This window comes from Streptomyces sp. NPDC002889, from assembly GCF_042888425.1.
GTDB lineage: Bacteria > Actinomycetota > Actinomycetes > Streptomycetales > Streptomycetaceae > Streptomyces.
On the sequence record NZ_JBIAPT010000032.1, the window covers coordinates 1 to 16,226 of the forward strand.

Here is a 16,226-nt window from a genome sequence, read left to right on the forward strand (position 1 = left end):
TCGGATCCTGAGCCTGGAGCATCGTGCCCATCGCACCATCGGCAACGACGACACGCGTGGCCAGCGCTTCACGCAGCGCTTCGATCCGGGTCCGGCTGTCAGCGGAAGGGGTCGGCAACGAGGCCATGGATGTACTCCCTGGAGTGCGACGGCTGTCGGCTTTGCGTCCCCCGGTGGGAGGCGCACTCAGCCAGAGTAGCCGGGCGGGCGGCGGACGGGCGGAGGCGTCCCACGGGGCGGACGGCAAGATGTTCCGGGGGTTTCTGGAGGCCGACGGCCGCGAGATACTCGCTCTGCGATGACCAAGGTCGGCATCGACCGATAGTGTTCAGCATTGTCGAACCGTTGGGGAGAAGGGCCGAGGCGATGGCGAAGAACATCCAGTCACTCGAGCGGGCAGCAGCGATGCTGCGACTGCTCGCTGGCGGAGAGCGCCGACTGGGCCTGTCCGACATTGCCTCCTCGCTGGATCTGGCCAAGGGAACGGCCCACGGCATCCTGCGCACACTCCAGGCGGAAGGCTTCGTCGAGCAGGACCCCGCCTCCGGCCGCTACCAGCTCGGCGCCGAGCTGCTGCGGCTGGGCAACAGCTATCTGGACGTCCACGAGCTACGGGCCCGGGCCCTGGTCTGGACGGACGATCTCGCCCGCTCCAGCGGCGAGAGCGTCCATCTGGGCGTACTGCACCAGCACGGCGTCCTCATCGTCCACCACGTCTTCCGGCCCGACGACAGCCGCCAGGTCCTGGAGGTGGGGGCCATGCAGCCGCTGCACTCCACCGCCCTCGGCAAGGTGCTCGTGGCCTTCGACCCGGTGGCGCACACCGAGGCCCTCGAGGTCGACCGCAGGGAGTTCACCCCTCGTACGGTCACCGACCTGACGGAGTTCGAGTCGCTGCTGGACCACACACGGGCGCGCGGCTGGGCGGCCGATGTGGAAGAGACCTGGGACGGCGTGGCCGCGGTGGCCGCGCCCATCCATGACCGGCGCAGGATGCCTGTGGGCGCCGTGGCCATCACGGGCGCCGTGGAGAGGGTCTGCGACGGCCAGGAGCTGCGTTCCGAGCTGGTCGCGGCCGTACGGGACTGCGCCCGCGCGGTCTCCCGTGATCTGGGCGCGGGACGGTTCTGATCGTTTTGCCCCGCCTTCGATAACGATCGGGTTATCGCGGACACAACCCTTGACGTCGTGTTAACCGGAGGGCAAAACTGCCGTTCACCGGTCGACATTGTCGAACACCTAACGGCAATACACGTTAGGGTGTGACGACGCCGAGGGCCGGGATCGCTCTCATCCCGAGGGCATCGCTCTCAATCTCCCGAGGGCGCGAACCACCGGAGGGACCCGGGGTTCGCCTTCCCCTGGACGAAGGACAAAGGAGTCGCGGGTGTCCAGCTCCGACATCTTCATCGGCGAGACCATCGGTACCGCCGTTCTCATCCTGCTCGGCGGCGGCGTCTGTGCCGCCCTCACCCTCAAGAGCTCCAAGGCCCGCGACGCGGGCTGGCTGGCCGTCACCTTCGGGTGGGGCTTCGCGGTGCTCACCGCGGTCTACATGACCGGCAGCCTTTCCGGGGCACACCTGAACCCGGCCGTCACGCTCGGTATCGCCATCCAGAGCGGCGACTGGTCGGACGTTCCGGTCTACTTCGCCGGGCAGATGCTCGGTGCCATGATCGGCGCGGCGCTGGTCTGGGTGACGTACTACGGACAGTTCCAGGCCCACCTGACCGACCCCGAGATCGTCGGCGACCCGGCCGAGAAGCCGGTCGAAGGCAAGGCCGGCCCGGTTCTCGGCGTCTTCTCCACCGGCCCGGAGATCCGTAACGTGGTGCAGAACCTCCTGACGGAGATCATCGGCACCGTGGTGCTCGTGCTCGCGGTCCTCTCCTTCGGCCTCAACGACGGCGGCAAGGGTCTGGGCCTCCTCGGCGGTCTGATCGTCTCCCTGGTGGTCGTCTCCATCGGCCTGTCTCTCGGCGGTCCGACCGGCTACGCCATCAACCCGGCCCGTGACCTGGGCCCGCGCATCGTGCACGCCCTGCTCCCGCTGCCCAACAAGGGCCGTTCCGACTGGGGCTACGCATGGATCCCGGTCGTCGGCCCGCTCGTCGGTGCCGCGATAGCCGCGGGTATCTACAACATCGCGTTCGCCTGAGCCGTACGTCCTTCTCACAGACCTCCAGGAGCAACCGTGACTGACGCACACGCCGGCCCGTTCATCGCGGCCATCGACCAGGGCACCACCTCCAGCCGCTGCATCGTCTTCGACAAGGACGGCCGGATCGTCTCCGTCGACCAGAAGGAGCACGAGCAGATCCTCCCGAAGCCGGGATGGGTCGAGCACAACGCCGCCGAGATCTGGACCAACGTCCAGGAAGTCGTGGCGGGCGCCATCGAGAAGGGCGGCATCACCGCCGCCGACGTCCTCGCCATCGGCATCACCAACCAGCGCGAAACCACCGTCCTCTGGGACAAGAACACCGGTGAGCCCGTCCACAACGCCCTCGTCTGGCAGGACACCCGCACCGACGCGCTCTGCAAGGATCTCGGCCGCAACGTCGGCCAGGACCGCTTCCGTCGCGAGACGGGCCTTCCGCTGGCGAGCTACTTCTCCGGCCCCAAGGTCCGCTGGCTGCTGGACAACGTCGAGGGGCTGCGCGAGCGCGCGGAGCGCGGCGACATCCTCTTCGGCACCATGGACTCCTGGGTCATCTGGAACCTCACGGGCGGTGTCGACGGCGGTCACCACGTCACCGACGTCACCAACGCCTCCCGCACCATGCTGATGAACCTGCACACCATGGAGTGGGACGAGAAGATCCTGCAGTCCATGGAGGTCCCGGCCGCCGTGCTGCCGGAGATCCGCTCCTCCGCCGAGGTGTACGGGCACGTCAAGGGCGGCGTCCTGGACGGCATCCCGGTCGCCTCCGCGCTGGGTGACCAGCAGGCGGCCCTGTTCGGCCAGACCTGTTTCTCCGAGGGCGAGGCCAAGTCGACCTACGGCACCGGCACCTTCCTGCTGATGAACACCGGCGACAAGATCATCAACTCGTACTCGGGCCTGATCACCACCGTCGGCTACAAGATCGGCGACGCGCCGGCGGTCTACTCCCTGGAAGGCTCCATCGCCGTCACCGGTTCGCTGGTGCAGTGGATGCGCGACCAGATGGGCCTGATCAGCAGCGCCCCCGAGATCGAGACCCTCGCGTCCTCGGTCGAGGACAACGGTGGCGCGTACTTCGTACCGGCCTTCTCCGGACTGTTCGCCCCGTACTGGCGCTCCGACGCCCGCGGTGTGATCGCCGGCCTCACCCGGTACGTCACCAAGGCGCACATCGCGCGCGCCGTTCTCGAGGCCACCGCCTGGCAGACCCGCGAGATCACCGACGCCATGACCAAGGACTCCGGTGTCGAGCTCGCCGCACTCAAGGTCGACGGCGGCATGACCTCCAACAACCTGCTGATGCAGACGCTCTCGGACTTCCTGGACGCACCCGTGGTGCGCCCCATGGTCGCCGAGACGACCTGCCTCGGCGCTGCCTACGCCGCCGGCCTGGCCGTCGGCTTCTGGCCGGACACCGACGCCCTGCGTGCCAACTGGCGCCGGGCCGCCGAGTGGACCCCCGCAATGGACGCTGACAAGCGTGACAGCGAGTACAAGAGCTGGCTCAAGGCCGTCGAGCGGACCATGAGCTGGATCGAGGACGAGGAGTAAGAAAAGATGACCACCCTGCAGAGCGTCCCCGCACTCGGGACGCACCCGGCCTCCGGCTCCCACCCGAGCCGCGCCGAGACTCGGGAGCAGCTTTCCAAGGCGACCTACGATCTCCTGGTGATCGGCGGCGGCATCCTGGGCATCTCCACCGCCTGGCATGCGGCGCAGTCCGGGCTGCGGGTGGCTCTGGTGGACGCCGGCGACTTCGCCGGCGCCACCTCCTCCGCCTCCTCCAAGCTGCTCCACGGCGGTCTGCGCTATCTGCAGACCGGCGCGGTCAAGCTGGTCGCCGAAAACCACTTCGAGCGGCGCGCGGTGTCGCGTCAGGTGGCACCGCACCTGGCCAACCCGCTGACGTTCTACCTGCCGGTCTACAAGGGCGGCCCGCACGGCGCGGCCAAGCTCGGTGCGGGCGTCTTCGCCTACTCCGCGCTCTCCGCGTTCGGTGACGGCGTCGGTCACGTCATCTCCGCGTCGAAGGCCGCGCGTGACGTGCCCGAGCTGCGTACGGAGAACCTGAAGGCCGTGGCAGTGTACGGCGACGACCAGATGAACGACTCGCGGATGGCGCTGATGACGGTCCGCGCGTCGGTCGAGGCCGGCGCGACGGTCCTCAACCACGCCGAGGTCACCGGGCTGCGGTTCACCAAGGGTCGGGTCACCGGTGCCGAGCTCAAGGACCGCACCGACGGCACCGAGTTCGGTGTCACGGCCCGTCTGGTGCTGAACGCGACCGGACCGTGGGTCGACCACCTGCGCAAGATGGAGGACCCGAACGCGGCTCCCTCCATCCGTCTGTCCAAGGGCGCGCACCTGGTGCTCAAGCGCACCGCCCCGTGGAAGGCGGCGCTGGCCACCCCGATCGACAAGTACCGCATCACCTTCGCCCTCCCCTGGGAGGACATGCTGCTGCTCGGTACGACCGACGAGGAGTACGAGGGCGACCCGGCGGATGTCGCGGTCAACGACAAGGACGTCACGCAGATCCTGGACGAGGCCGCGTTCTCGATCCGCGACCAGCAGCTGTCGCGCGATCTGATCACGTATTCGTTCGCCGGTCTGCGGGTGCTGCCGGGCGGTCCCGGCGACACCTCGAAGGCCAAGCGCGAGACGGTCGTCACCGAGGGCAGCGGCGGGATGCTGTCGGTGGCCGGCGGAAAGTGGACGACGTTCCGCCACATCGGCCGTACGGTGATGAACAAGCTGGCCGAACTGCCCGGCCGTCCGCTCGCGGACGACATGCAGCCCATCGCCAACCTGCCGAAGAAGCTGCCGCTTCCGGGCATCTCCAACCCGAACGCGGTCGCGCACCGGCTGCTGATAGACGGTCCGGCGCCCGGCCCGCGGATGGCTGCCGACACCGCCCGTCATCTGGCCACCCACTACGGCTCGCTGTCGTTCGACATCGCGCGCCTGGCCAACGACGACCCGGCGCTGGCGGAGCGTATCCACCCGGACGCGCCGGAGATCTGGGCCCAGGTCGTGTACGCGCGCGACCACGAGTGGGCCGAGACGGCGGACGATGTGCTGCGCCGCCGTACGACGCTGACGATCCGTGGTCTCGCGACGGACGACATCCGCGCCAAGGTCGAGGATCTGCTCGGCAAGTAGTCGCACGAGCGATGAGCAAGGGGCGGCCCTCGGGGGGGTCGCCCCTTGCTCATGCCCTAGGGCAGTCACTGCGCGGCCGCGTCGCTCGGCGAATGCCGGGGCAAGACCCTCGGCTCCCGCGCGGTGTTCCGGCGGTTCCGGCCTGAACCGATCGCAGCGGATCGAGACACCGCGGCGGTTCGCCGGGAAGATCTCCCGGATCGTGCGGACACACGGAAGAAGGCCCGACTGCGATCGGGACCCGTGCCGCCCGGAAGTGCACCCGGACGTGCAAGGGGGCTGCGGAGCCAGGCCCCGTAAGCCGTAAGGTTGGCGTGTACGAAAGGGAACTTCGGAAGGAGGCACTGGGTGATCGAGCTCGAGGGGGTTCCCGAGCTGATCGACCCGGTCATGGTGGCCGCGTTCGAGGGCTGGAACGACGCCGGCGACGCCGCCTCCACCGCGGTCGCACACCTGGACCGGGAGTGGAAGGGCGAGGTGTTCGCGGCGCTCGACGCGGAGGACTACTACGACTTCCAGGTCAATCGGCCCACCGTGTGGCTGGACGGCGGGGTACGGAAGATCACCTGGCCCACGACACGGCTGTCCGTGGTCCGTATCGGCGGTGACAAACCGCGCGACCTGGTGCTGGTCCGCGGCATCGAACCGTCCATGCGCTGGCGCTCGTTCTGCAACGAGATCCTCGGCTTCGCCCATGAGCTGGGCGTCGAGATGGTGGTGATCCTGGGCGCGCTGCTGGGCGACACCCCGCACACCCGGCCGGTGCCCGTCAGCGGGATCACCTCCGACCCGGACCTGGCGCGGACCATGGATCTGGAGGAGACGCGGTACGAGGGGCCGACCGGCATCGTCGGCATCCTGCAGGAGGCGTGCACGCACGCGGGAGTTCCCGCGGTGAGTCTGTGGGCCGCGGTGCCCCACTATGTGTCGCAGCCTCCCAACCCGAAGGCGACGCTGGCGCTGCTCAACCGGCTCGAGGACCTCATCGGTCTGCGTATCCCGCTCGGCGAACTGCCGGAGGACGCCCGGGCCTGGCAGCTGGGTGTGGACCAACTGGCCGCCGAGGACAGCGAAGTGGCCGAGTACGTCCAGACGCTGGAGGAGGCACGGGACACCGCGGAGCTGCCCGAGGCGACCGGTGAGGCCATCGCCCGCGAGTTCGAGCGCTATCTGCGGCGGCGGGACGGAGGCCCGGGCCAGGCTCCGGGGGGTCACGCCACGGAGAGCGGCGACGGCTCCTATCTGCGGGACACCTCCAGCGGGCGCACCCGGCCGCCGAAGCCGCCCCGGCCGGAGCCGGACTCGGCCACGGAGTCCGGGAGCGAGTCCGGGAGCGACGACGACGGCGAGGCACCGGATTCGTCCGAGGACTGAGCGATACGACGAGCGGGGTGGTGCCGGACCGGCACCACCCCGCTGTCATGTCCGGGTCCTCAGACCTGGTCGACCGCCACCACGTCGTACTCGGTCTCGGGTGTGGGCTCCACATCGAAGCGGGCGTTGGGCAGATAGATCCGGTGACCCCAGGCCGCGGCCGTCGTCGGGATCCGGAAGCGCGGGTCGGTGATCCGCGCGATCGCCGTGCCCTTGGTCCCGGAGTCGTTCAGCCGGACCACATCGATCTGGTTCCGCTGCTGCTGGACGATGTACAGATGCCGGCCGAGCAGCAGCAGTCCGTCCCCGAAGGGGATGGTGAGGTCGCCGAGGTCGACCCTGCGGGCGACGGCCGTGCGCGGGTCGACCCGCATCAGCGAGCCGCCCTGCGCCACGGCGTTCACCACCAGCAGGGCGCTTCCGTCCGGCGTCCGTTCGATGCCGTTGGCCGTGAAGTTGGTGCCCTGCTCCCAGTCGCCGCTCAGCGCTACGGTGGCCACTTCGCGGCCCGGCTCGCCGTGCCGGTCCAACGGCAGCCGGTAGAGCTGGGGTTGGAAGGAGTCGGTGAACCAGGCGGCGCCGGGCGTGAGGATCACGTCGTTCACCATCGAGTCGGCCGCACCGACGCCGAAGTTCCTGACGATCTCCCCGGTGCGGGCGTCGGCGACCCTGATCTCCCGGCTGAAACCGCCGGAGAGGAACAGCCGCCGCTCCTGCCGGTCGATCTTCAGCCCGACAACCGAACGTCCGGCGCCCAGTCCTTTGCTGATGACCCGGCCGCGGCCGGAGGCCAGACTCGCCCGGTACACATCTCCGGTGCCGAGCGATCCGAAGTAGGCGTACGGACTGCGTCCGATGGCGATGCCCTCGGGCCGGAAGCCGTCGGGCAGGAGTAAGCGGGTGGGCCAGGCGCCGCCGGCTTCGGCGGGTCCGGCAGCCTCCGCCGCCCCGGCCAACGGCCCGAGCAGCGCGCCCGCGCCGAGGGCGGCCGCCGCGCCGAGGATCTCTCTGCGTGCGAAGGAACGTTCCATGGTGCGTCCTTCCGACAAAACATCGACAGACGCAACCACCCCATCACACGCCTGGTGTCCCTGGAGTGCGAATCAAGAAGCGGAGGAAGGGGTGCCGGACGGGCGCGGGCCCGCCCGGCACCGGAGGTCTACAGGGCTACGCCCAGCAGCGCGTCGACCGCGCGGGAGACCAGGCCGGGCGCACCCTCGTCGGAGCCGCCCTGATCGTGCTGAGCAGCGGCCCAGCGGTCCACGGCGGCGAGTGCCGCGGGGGCGTCGAGGTCGTTCGCGAGCGCGTCGCGGATCTCCTCGACCAGGGCGTCGGCGGACGGCCCGTCGGGCCGGGACACGGCCGCGCGCCAGCGCCCGAGCCGCGCCACCGCCTCATCGAGCACGGAGTCGGTCCACTCCCAGTCCGCCCGGTAGTGGTGCGAGAGCAGGGCGAGGCGGATCGCGGCCGGGTCGACACCGTCTCGGCGCAGCGTGGAGACGAAGACCAGGTTGCCCTTGGACTTGGACATCTTCTCGCCGTCCAGGGCGACCATGCCAGCGTGCACATACGCCTTGGCGAACGGGTGTTCGCCGGTCAGGGCCTGGGCGTGCGAGGCACCCATCTCGTGGTGCGGGAAGGCGAGGTCGGAGCCGCCGCCCTGCACGTCGAAGCCCATGCCGAGATGGTCGAGGGCGATGGCCACGCACTCGATGTGCCAGCCGGGCCGGCCGCGGCCGAGGGAGCCGCCGTCCCAGCTCGGCTCGCCGTCGCGGGCGGCCATCCACAGCATCGGGTCGAGCGGGTTCTTCTTGCCGGGCCGGTCCGGGTCGCCGCCGCGCTCGGCGGACAGTGCGCGCATGACCTCGGCGTCGAGACGCGACACCTCACCGAAGTGCGGGTCGGCCTCGACGGAGAAGTAGACGTCGCCGTCGAGGTCATAGGCGGCGCCCGCGTCCCGCAGCCGCTCGACGAGCGGAACGATCCCCGGTATCGCCTCGACGGCACCGATGTAGTGCTGCGGGGGCAGCATCCGCAGGGCGGTCATGTCCTCACGGAACAGGGCCGTCTCGCGCTCGGCGAGTTCGGTCCAGTCGTGCCCGTCGCGGATCGCACGCTCGAGCAGGGGATCGTCCACGTCCGTCACGTTCTGGACGTAGTGAACCTGCCGCTTGGTGTCGAGCCACACGCGCTGAACGAGGTCGAACGCGTTGTAGGTCGCCGCGTGACCCAGGTGGGTCGCGTCGTACGGTGTGATGCCGCAGACGTAGATACGGGCGACGGGACCGGGCTCGAGGGTCGCAAGAGCGCCGGTCGAGGTGTCGTGGATCCGGAGGTCGCGGCCCTTGCCGGGCAGGGCGGGGACCTCAGAAGCGGGCCAGGCATGCATGTCATGAGCGTAACCGGACGCCAGTTCCGCATACGAACCGGATCACGATCCTGGCCGGTTGGGCACTCTTGCGGGCAGATGCGCGCTGTGCTGAGGCGGCGGGCTACACCGGGGGCCAGGGGATCGCGGGCCACTCGCCCGACGGAATCGGGTGCGTGCCCGTGCGCAGCAGGGCCGCGACCCGGTCGCGGAGCGCGCTCACCTCTTTCGCGGTGAGCAGTTCCGCCAGCCGGGTGGCAAGCGGTGCGCCCGTGGCCAGGGCCCCGGCCACGGTCGTCAGTGTCGAGACCACCTCCGGGGGCAGGGGCTCGCCCGCCCATCCCCACAGCAGGGTGCGCAGTTTGCCGTCCACGTTGAACGTGACGCCGTGGTCGATCGCGTACAGCGTGCCGTCCGGCGCCGGCAGCAGATGGCCGCCCTTGCGGTCACCGTTGTTGATCACCGCGTCGAGCACCGCGAGCCGCCGCAGCCGTGCGTCGTCCGCGTGCACCAGGAGTGCCGTGCGCCCCTCGCCGACGTCGGCCGTGCCGACGGCCTTCCAGCCCTCGCCCGCCTCCTCGTCCTCGACGAGCGCCAGCAGGGGCGCCTCGGCGTCGGCCTCGATCCACAGCTGCACCATGCCCTGGCCGTACGGGCCGTCCCGCAGGACGGTGGGCGGCACCAGTCCCCAGCCGGTCGCCTCGGAGAGCTCGTACGCCGCGACCTCCCGCTGTGCGAGGGTCCCGTCCGGGAAGTCCCACAGCGGGCGCTCCCCCGCGATCGGCTTGTAGACGCAGGTGGCTTCCTGGCCCTCGTACGAAACCGAGCAGTACAGCACCGCGTTGGACGCCTCGCGGACCTGCCCGAGTACGGTGAGCTCGCCCTTGGTGAGCAGGTCCACCGCCGTCAGGCGCTCCGTCGGTATCCGTTCTGGCGCGGGCATACATGTCCTTCCGGATCGAGCGGCAGGCTGCACAGCGGGCACGGTGGCCGGCCGGCGTTCACGACGTCCAGGGCGCGCTTGGCGAAGGCCCGGGCCTGGGCCCCGGTCAGTCGCACACGCAGCATCGGCGGGCCGTTTTCCTCGTCCTGCAGCAGTCGCTCCTCGGCCTCCGCGAGATCCTCCTCGGAGTCCGCGTCCAGCTCCACGAGCGCCTGAGCCTCGACGATCATGCGCTGTTCCTCACCGTCCCAGGCGAGCGCCATCGTGCCGACCCGGAACTCCTCCTCGACGGGGTTGTCGAGCGGGGCGGTGTCGGACACATCGGCGGGGGCCACGGCCGGTACAGGAGCGTTGCCCCCGGTGCGGCGCACCACCTCGTCCAGCAGCTCGTCGATGCGCTCGGCGAGCGCGGCCACCTGGGTCTTCTCCAGGGCGACGCTGGTCACGCGCCCGGCGGCCGAAGCCTGCAGGAAGAACGTACGGCGGCCAGGCAGCCCGACCGTACCGGCCACGAAGCGTTCCGGCGGGTCGTAGAGGAACACCTGACGGGACACGTTCTGTCTCCCTTGGGATCGGTCGGGATCGACTGCGGTCGAGCGATATTGAGCTTTTCGGCCCGTCCACCCTACTGCGGGAAGCGATCACGGTGCGCCCGCGCCGCCTCCGACGACAGCTGCCCCGCTGTCGCCGTCCTCGCCGCCCTCCGTGCTGTCGCGCGGCACGAGGGAGGCGAAGTCGCCGGTGTCACCGAGGCGCAGGAGGAACGGGCGGGTGCGGGTGTAGCGGATCGCGGTGATGGAACACGGCTCGACATGGATGCGCTGGAACATGTCGAGGTGGATCCCGAGGGCGTCCGCCACCAATGACTTGATGATGTCTCCGTGCGAGCACATCACATACGCGGCGTGCTCGCCGTGCTCGGCATCGATCGTCGCGTTCCAGTCCCGTACGGCCTCGACGGCGCGCGCCTGCATGGCCCGCATCGACTCGCCCCCGGGGAAGGTCGCCGCGGACGGGTGGTGCTGGACCACCTCCATCAGCGGTTCGGCTGCGAGCTCGGCGAGCTTGCGGCCCGACCAGTCGCCGTAGTGGCATTCCCCGATCCGCTCATCGCTCACCGGCTTGAGCTCGGGGCGGGCGTCCAGCAGGGGCTCCAGGGTCTGCCGGCAGCGCTCCAGCGGGCTGGTGACTGCCGCGACGAGCGGCACCCCGGCCAGCCGCTTCGGCAGGGCGGCGGCCTGTTCGGCGCCGCGCTCGTCGAGGAGGACACCCGGCGTCCAGCCGGCGAGCACCCCCGAGGTGTTGGCGGTGGAACGTCCGTGGCGTACGAGGATCAGCGTGGCCATGCCGGTCAGCTTATTAGGGGAGGCTCTCCGAGCCGGTGGGCGGTGTCCGGTGGGGGTGCGCCCGGGGCCCGGGCAGGGAAGAATGCGCGCCGTGATTGTGGACTGTGCCATCTACCGGGACGGGCGCCGCGCCAAAGAGCCCGAGGACCTCTCCGACGCGCTCGACGAGGCGCGGGCGAGCGGGGACGCGTTCTTGTGGATCGGGCTGCACGAGCCGACGGAGAAGGAGTTCGACCTCGTGAGCAGCGAGTTCGGTCTGCACCCGCTGGCCGTGGAGGACGCGCTCACCGCGCATCAGCGGCCCAAGCTGGAGGTGTACGACGACTCGCTGTTCGTCGTGCTCAAACCCGTCGTCTACGAGCCGGAGAGCGACACCGTCAGCACCGACGAGGTGATGGTCTTCATCGGTGACTCCTTCGTGGTGACGGTCCGGCACGGCGAGAGCACGCCGCTGCATGCCGTGCGGATGCGGCTGGAGGCCGATCCGAACGTGCTCAAGCACGGCCCCACGGCCGTCCTGTACGCGGTCAGCGACACCGTCGTCGACCACTACATCGAGGTGGCGGGCGAGCTCCAGGTGGACCTGGAGGAGATGGAGGCGGACGTATTCGCGCCGAACGGCGGGGACCGGCGCAACACCGCGGCACGGATCTACACGTTCAAACGTCAGCTGCTGGAGTTCCGCCGGGCGACCGGGCCGCTGGCGGGTCCCATGGAGCGGTTGGCGAGCGCGGGAGTGCCGTTCGTGCACGAGCATGCGCAGCCGTTCTTCCGGGATGTCAGCGACCATCTGACGCGAGCGAACGAACAGGTGGAGGGGCTCGACCGGCTGCTGTCGGACATCCTGTCCGCCCATCTCGCCCAGATGGGCGTGCGGCAGAACGACGATGTGCGCAAGATCTCGGCGTGGGCGGCGATGGCCGCGGTCCCCACGATGATCGCGGGGGTCTACGGGATGAACTTCGAGTACATGCCGGAGCTGCAGCAGAAGTGGGGCTACCCGGCCGTGATCCTGGTGATGGCCGGCGCGGTCTTCGGCCTCTACCGGCTGTTCAAGCGCCGCGGCTGGCTCTAGGACCTGACTTCCGCCGGCCGTGCGGACGGTGCCAGAAAGACGCGGGAATTGTGCACACCCAGCAGATCCGGGAGGCACCGGAGCCGCCAGCCGCGGGCGTATGCCGGTGGCCCCGTCTCCCCCGTCACGACGACGGCCGTCGGTCGCTCACGGGCGAGTGCGGCCAGCCCGGCCGGGGTGATGCTGCCGTCGTGGCCGCCGGTCTGCCGCGAGGCGCAGCCGGTGACGAAGGCGATCCGGGGCGCTTCCGCCCCGCTGACCACGCAGGGAGCACGCACTCCCTGGCGGTGCAGTTCGGCGGCGATCCGGTCGAACACCAGCCTGTTGGCGCGGTTGCGCGAGACGGCGCCGTTCAGGACGGAGTACTGGATCGCCAGATGTCCCGCCAGCAACAGGGCGAGAACGGCGGCAAGCTGCGGGCGCGGCCGCGCGAATCCCGCGAGCCGGGTCAGGCACAACGCCGCGGGCAGCGCGAGCAGCGCGTAGGCGGGCACCAGGAAGCGCGGGGCGGCGTAGTCGATCAGCAGCAGGTACGGCACGGCCAGCGACACACCGGTCAGCGTCGGCACCAGGACGGCGGACCGCTGCCGGGTACGCATCGCCACGGCGCAGCCGCCGGCCACGAACAGCGGCAGGACGAACCACCACAACGCGGTGACCGGCCGCCGCCACGGCACATCGCACGGGCGGCACAGCGACCGCCCGTCCAGTGAGCGCACCTGGTCGTCGACGGCGAGGTGGGGGCCCAGGTGTCCCTGGATCTCGCTCGCTCGCCGCAGCCGCGCGAGCAGGCCGTCGTAGCTGAGGTACGCCTCGACGATCCACGGGGCGCAGCCGATCGCCGCGCCCGCGGCAAGGGCCAGCAGCAGGGCCGGGCGCCGCCCTGCCCCAAGGACGAGCGCGACGGCGGCGAGCGGCACGGCCAGCCAGAAGGCGTCGGCGGGCCGCATGAGCGCGACGAACGCCACGCCTGCGGCGAGAGCGAGGAGGGCGGCGCGGTCGGACGGGTCCCTCGCGGCCCGCAGGAAGCAGCCGACCGTGAAGAGCGCTCCGAGCGCGACCCAGAGATTGGGCATGACCTGCGGACCGTAGAAAAGGGTGATCCAGAGTCCGCCGAACAGCGCACCGGCGAGAGCGAGTACGGGTGCGGGGAGCAGCCGTCGCCACACCGACAGCGCGAGGAACAGTCCGGCGCCCGACAGCAGCGCCAGGTAGACGCGCAGTGCTTCGACGGACGAGGTCAGGGCCGTGAGCGGCGCGACGAGGTAGGTGATGCCCCGGGCGCGGGGCGCGCTGAAGAACGCGGCATCGGTCCCCGGGGTGACCTGGCTGACGTACACCGTCTCGTCCCAGCCGAGCCCCGTCCCCGGGACCACGAGCGCCAGTTGGATCACCGTGTACGCCGCGGCGACCACCGCCGGCCACACAAGGTCACGCCGGGCCGGCCGCTCGATGCCGGGCCGGGACTCCGTCATGCCCGGACCTGGGGCCACAGCGGGGGTCTGCGTCATGCGGACCACGCTGCTACCGGGCCCCGCACCCGGCAATTCGGAGTGCGGCACTCGGACGAGCGGGCCCGCCGGGTCAGAAGGCGGGCGCGGGGGTGGCCGGTCCGTCCAGGGCGCCGCGACGCTCCGGCATCCGGAGGCTGACCATCCGGTGCCAGCCGCCGAGCCGCTCGTAGCCGTACATCCCGTTTATACCTGCGGCCAGCGCCGCGGACTTGACCTTGGGCCACTGCAACAGCCGGCCCATGTGGCCCATCACGGCCAGGCTCACATCGCGGTAGACCTTGATCTCGGTGAGCGCGCTCTCCCGCAGCACACGGTGGATCGTACGGCCGTGTCCGGCGGCAGCGAGACGGAGCAACTCCTCGTGGCAGTAGGCCAGGTGGTTGTCCTCGTCGTCACAGATCATCCGGATGGCACGGCCCAGCTCGGGGTGGTCACCGAAGTGCTTGACCAGCATGTCCATCTGATCGGCTGCCCGCTGCTCGGTGACCCGGCTGTGCGAGAGGTAGACGACGATGTCCTCGACGCTCAACTGCTCGTCGCGGCGCAGCTTCTCATGGGCGAGCCCGATGCCGTGCCGCTCCAGCAGCAACGTGTAGTCCGTCTCGGGCGGGACGGGCACCGGCTCCAGGTGGCGCCGCTTGAGCAGTGCGTCGAAGATCCGGCCGTGCTTGTCCTCGTCGGCGCCGTGCCTGCTGATCTTGGGTGCGAGCCCGCGCATGCTCTCGGGCACAAGGGCGGCGATCCGACCGTTCTCCCAACCGCCCTGGGTCTCGCCGCTGGCGGCGATGGAGCAGAACAACTGGAAGGAGTCGTCGTTGTCGATGATCTCCTGGAACAGGCTTCGGGCCGAGAGCATCACTGCACCTCCATGAAGGCGTCCGCAAAGAACGAGTCAAATGCGAGACGCCGCACGGGGCAACAGGTGGGTCGGACCACTGGGCCGAACGGGCGAAGGAAGGCCGTGACACGAGGGGAGTAACCGGAAGGGACCGTCGCGCGTTGTAGGGCGTAACGGCCGTGGCGGGGAAGACCCCCGAGCCCCCACCACGGCCGCAGACTCTCCTTGACGGCTTCCCCGCACGGGCTCGGCCCCGGGGGGCTCACACCGGCTCCGGCCACCCGCGCAGGCCGCCGGCCGGACAGCCTCCGGCAGCGCCCGTCGACGGACAAGCGGTTCGGCCTTCGGCCGGGCGCTATGCGAGCCCCGCGCGCTCCATGGCCTCGGTGCCGGCGCGCAGCGCGGCGAGCCGCTCGTCGAGCGTGAAACCGGCCGGGGCGAGGGTCAGGGTGGTGACACCGGCCGCCGCATAGGCCTGCATCCGCTCGGCGATGCGCTCCACCGGGCCGAGCAGCGCCGTCTGGTCGATCAACTGGTGCGGGACCGCCGCGGCCGCCCCCGCCTTGTCGCCGGACAGGTACTTGTCCTGGATCTCGGCGGCTTCCTTCTCGTAACCCATGCGCTGCGCGAGCTGGTTGTAGAAGTTCTGCTTCCGGCTGCCCATGCCACCGACGTACAGGGCGGTGTACGGACGGAACATGTCGGCCAGGCCGGTCACGTCGTCGCCGACCGCGAGCGGGAGCGTCGGGCAGACGTCGAAGCCGTCCATGGTCTTGCCGGCCTTCTCGCGGCCCGCGCGGATGTGCGTGATCGCGGTCTCCTCGAGGTGGTCGGCCGAGGGGAAGATCAGCAGGGCGCCGTCGGCGATCTCGCCGGTCTGCTGGAGGTTCTTGGGGCCGATGGCCGCGATGTACAGCGGGATGTGCTCGCGCTCGGGGTGCACGGTCAGCTTGATCGGCTTGCCGGGGCCGCCGGGCAGCGGGAGGGTCCAGTGCTCACCGTCGTACGAGAGGCGCTCGCGGGTCATCGCCTTGCGCACGATCTCGACGTACTCACGGGTGCGGGCGAGCGGCTTGTCGAACTTGACGCCGTACCAGCCCTCGGAGACCTGCGGGCCCGAGACACCGAGGCCCAGACGGAAGCGGCCGCCGGAGAGTGAGTCCAGGGTGGCGGCCGTCATGGCGGTCATCGCCGGCTGGCGCGCCGGGATCTGCATGATCGCGGAGCCGACGTCGATGCGCTCGGTCTGGGCGGCGACCCACGTGAGCACCGTGGGAGCATCGGAGCCGTAAGCCTCTGCGGCCCAGCAGACGTCGTAGCCGAGCCTGTCGGCCTCTTGCGCGACCGCGAGATTGTCGCCGTCCATCCCCGCGCCCCAGTAGCCGAGGTTGATGCCGAGCCGCATAACCGCTCCCTCTTACTGATCAGTAACGTCCCTG

The 16,226-nt window shown here is 70.3% G+C and carries 14 protein-coding genes; 6 read left to right on the forward strand and 8 right to left on the reverse strand.

Annotation, left to right across the window (positions count from 1 at the left end; translation table 11 throughout):
* Positions 1-366: 366 nt before the first annotated feature.
* The 5 genes from ACFYWI_RS33685 to ACFYWI_RS33705 all read left to right on the forward strand — a co-directional run bounded on the left by ACFYWI_RS33685 (position 367) and on the right by ACFYWI_RS33705 (position 6,703).
* Entirely contained in the window at positions 367-1,131 is a 765-nt protein-coding gene (locus ACFYWI_RS33685; RefSeq protein WP_389239575.1) for an IclR family transcriptional regulator, read from the forward strand.
* A gap of 256 nt (positions 1,132-1,387) precedes the next feature.
* Positions 1,388-2,158 carry an MIP/aquaporin family protein gene (locus tag ACFYWI_RS33690; RefSeq protein WP_389239576.1) on the forward strand — a complete coding sequence of 257 codons (771 nt, stop codon included), beginning with the start codon at positions 1,388-1,390 and terminating at the stop codon, positions 2,156-2,158.
* A gap of 36 nt (positions 2,159-2,194) precedes the next feature.
* Entirely contained in the window at positions 2,195-3,718 is a 1,524-nt protein-coding gene (glpK, locus tag ACFYWI_RS33695; RefSeq protein WP_389239577.1) for a glycerol kinase GlpK, read from the forward strand.
* A gap of 6 nt (positions 3,719-3,724) precedes the next feature.
* On the forward strand, positions 3,725-5,329 hold the full coding sequence (locus tag ACFYWI_RS33700; RefSeq protein WP_389239578.1) for an FAD-dependent oxidoreductase: 1,605 nt from the start codon (positions 3,725-3,727) through the stop codon (positions 5,327-5,329).
* A 348-nt stretch (positions 5,330-5,677) separates the two neighbouring features.
* Complete coding sequence (locus ACFYWI_RS33705; protein ID WP_389239579.1) at positions 5,678-6,703, forward strand: PAC2 family protein; 1,026 nt, start codon at positions 5,678-5,680, stop codon at positions 6,701-6,703.
* A 59-nt stretch (positions 6,704-6,762) separates the two neighbouring features.
* Here the strand turns inward: ACFYWI_RS33705 and ACFYWI_RS33710 are convergent, their stop codons facing one another.
* From ACFYWI_RS33710 to ACFYWI_RS33730, 5 genes are all read right to left on the reverse strand, one after another.
* Positions 6,763-7,734, reverse strand: coding sequence for a superoxide dismutase (locus tag ACFYWI_RS33710; RefSeq protein ID WP_389239580.1), 972 nt, complete (start codon positions 7,732-7,734; stop codon positions 6,763-6,765).
* A 128-nt stretch (positions 7,735-7,862) separates the two neighbouring features.
* Entirely contained in the window at positions 7,863-9,092 is a 1,230-nt protein-coding gene (gene mshC / locus ACFYWI_RS33715; protein WP_389239581.1) for a cysteine--1-D-myo-inosityl 2-amino-2-deoxy-alpha-D-glucopyranoside ligase, read from the reverse strand.
* A 103-nt stretch (positions 9,093-9,195) separates the two neighbouring features.
* Positions 9,196-10,014, reverse strand: a complete 819-nt coding sequence (locus ACFYWI_RS33720) for an SCO1664 family protein (protein ID WP_389239582.1) — start codon at positions 10,012-10,014, stop codon at positions 9,196-9,198.
* Positions 9,978-10,568 (reverse strand): DUF3090 domain-containing protein, encoded by a 591-nt coding sequence (locus tag ACFYWI_RS33725; protein WP_389239583.1) that lies wholly within the window; start codon positions 10,566-10,568, stop codon positions 9,978-9,980. The genes ACFYWI_RS33720 and ACFYWI_RS33725 overlap by 37 nt, the downstream gene beginning before the upstream one ends.
* A gap of 87 nt (positions 10,569-10,655) precedes the next feature.
* The gene (locus ACFYWI_RS33730) at positions 10,656-11,360 is read right to left on the reverse strand and encodes a histidine phosphatase family protein (protein ID WP_389239584.1); all 705 of its coding nucleotides are present in this window, start codon (positions 11,358-11,360) and stop codon (positions 10,656-10,658) included.
* An 82-nt stretch (positions 11,361-11,442) separates the two neighbouring features.
* Here ACFYWI_RS33730 and corA point away from each other — a divergent pair, with 82 nt between their 5' ends.
* Positions 11,443-12,435, forward strand: a complete 993-nt coding sequence (gene corA / locus ACFYWI_RS33735) for a magnesium/cobalt transporter CorA (RefSeq protein WP_389239585.1) — start codon at positions 11,443-11,445, stop codon at positions 12,433-12,435.
* Here corA and ACFYWI_RS33740 read toward each other — a convergent pair.
* The 3 genes from ACFYWI_RS33740 to ACFYWI_RS33750 form a co-directional block, all read right to left on the reverse strand.
* Entirely contained in the window at positions 12,432-13,946 is a 1,515-nt protein-coding gene (locus ACFYWI_RS33740) for a hypothetical protein (RefSeq protein ID WP_389239586.1), read from the reverse strand. The two genes, corA and ACFYWI_RS33740, sit on opposite strands and share 4 nt — an antisense overlap.
* A gap of 73 nt (positions 13,947-14,019) precedes the next feature.
* Positions 14,020-14,805, reverse strand: coding sequence for a ferritin-like domain-containing protein (locus ACFYWI_RS33745; protein WP_389239587.1), 786 nt, complete (start codon positions 14,803-14,805; stop codon positions 14,020-14,022).
* A 337-nt stretch (positions 14,806-15,142) separates the two neighbouring features.
* The gene (locus ACFYWI_RS33750; RefSeq protein WP_389239588.1) at positions 15,143-16,192 is read right to left on the reverse strand and encodes an LLM class F420-dependent oxidoreductase; all 1,050 of its coding nucleotides are present in this window, start codon (positions 16,190-16,192) and stop codon (positions 15,143-15,145) included.
* Positions 16,193-16,226 lie beyond the last annotated feature (34 nt).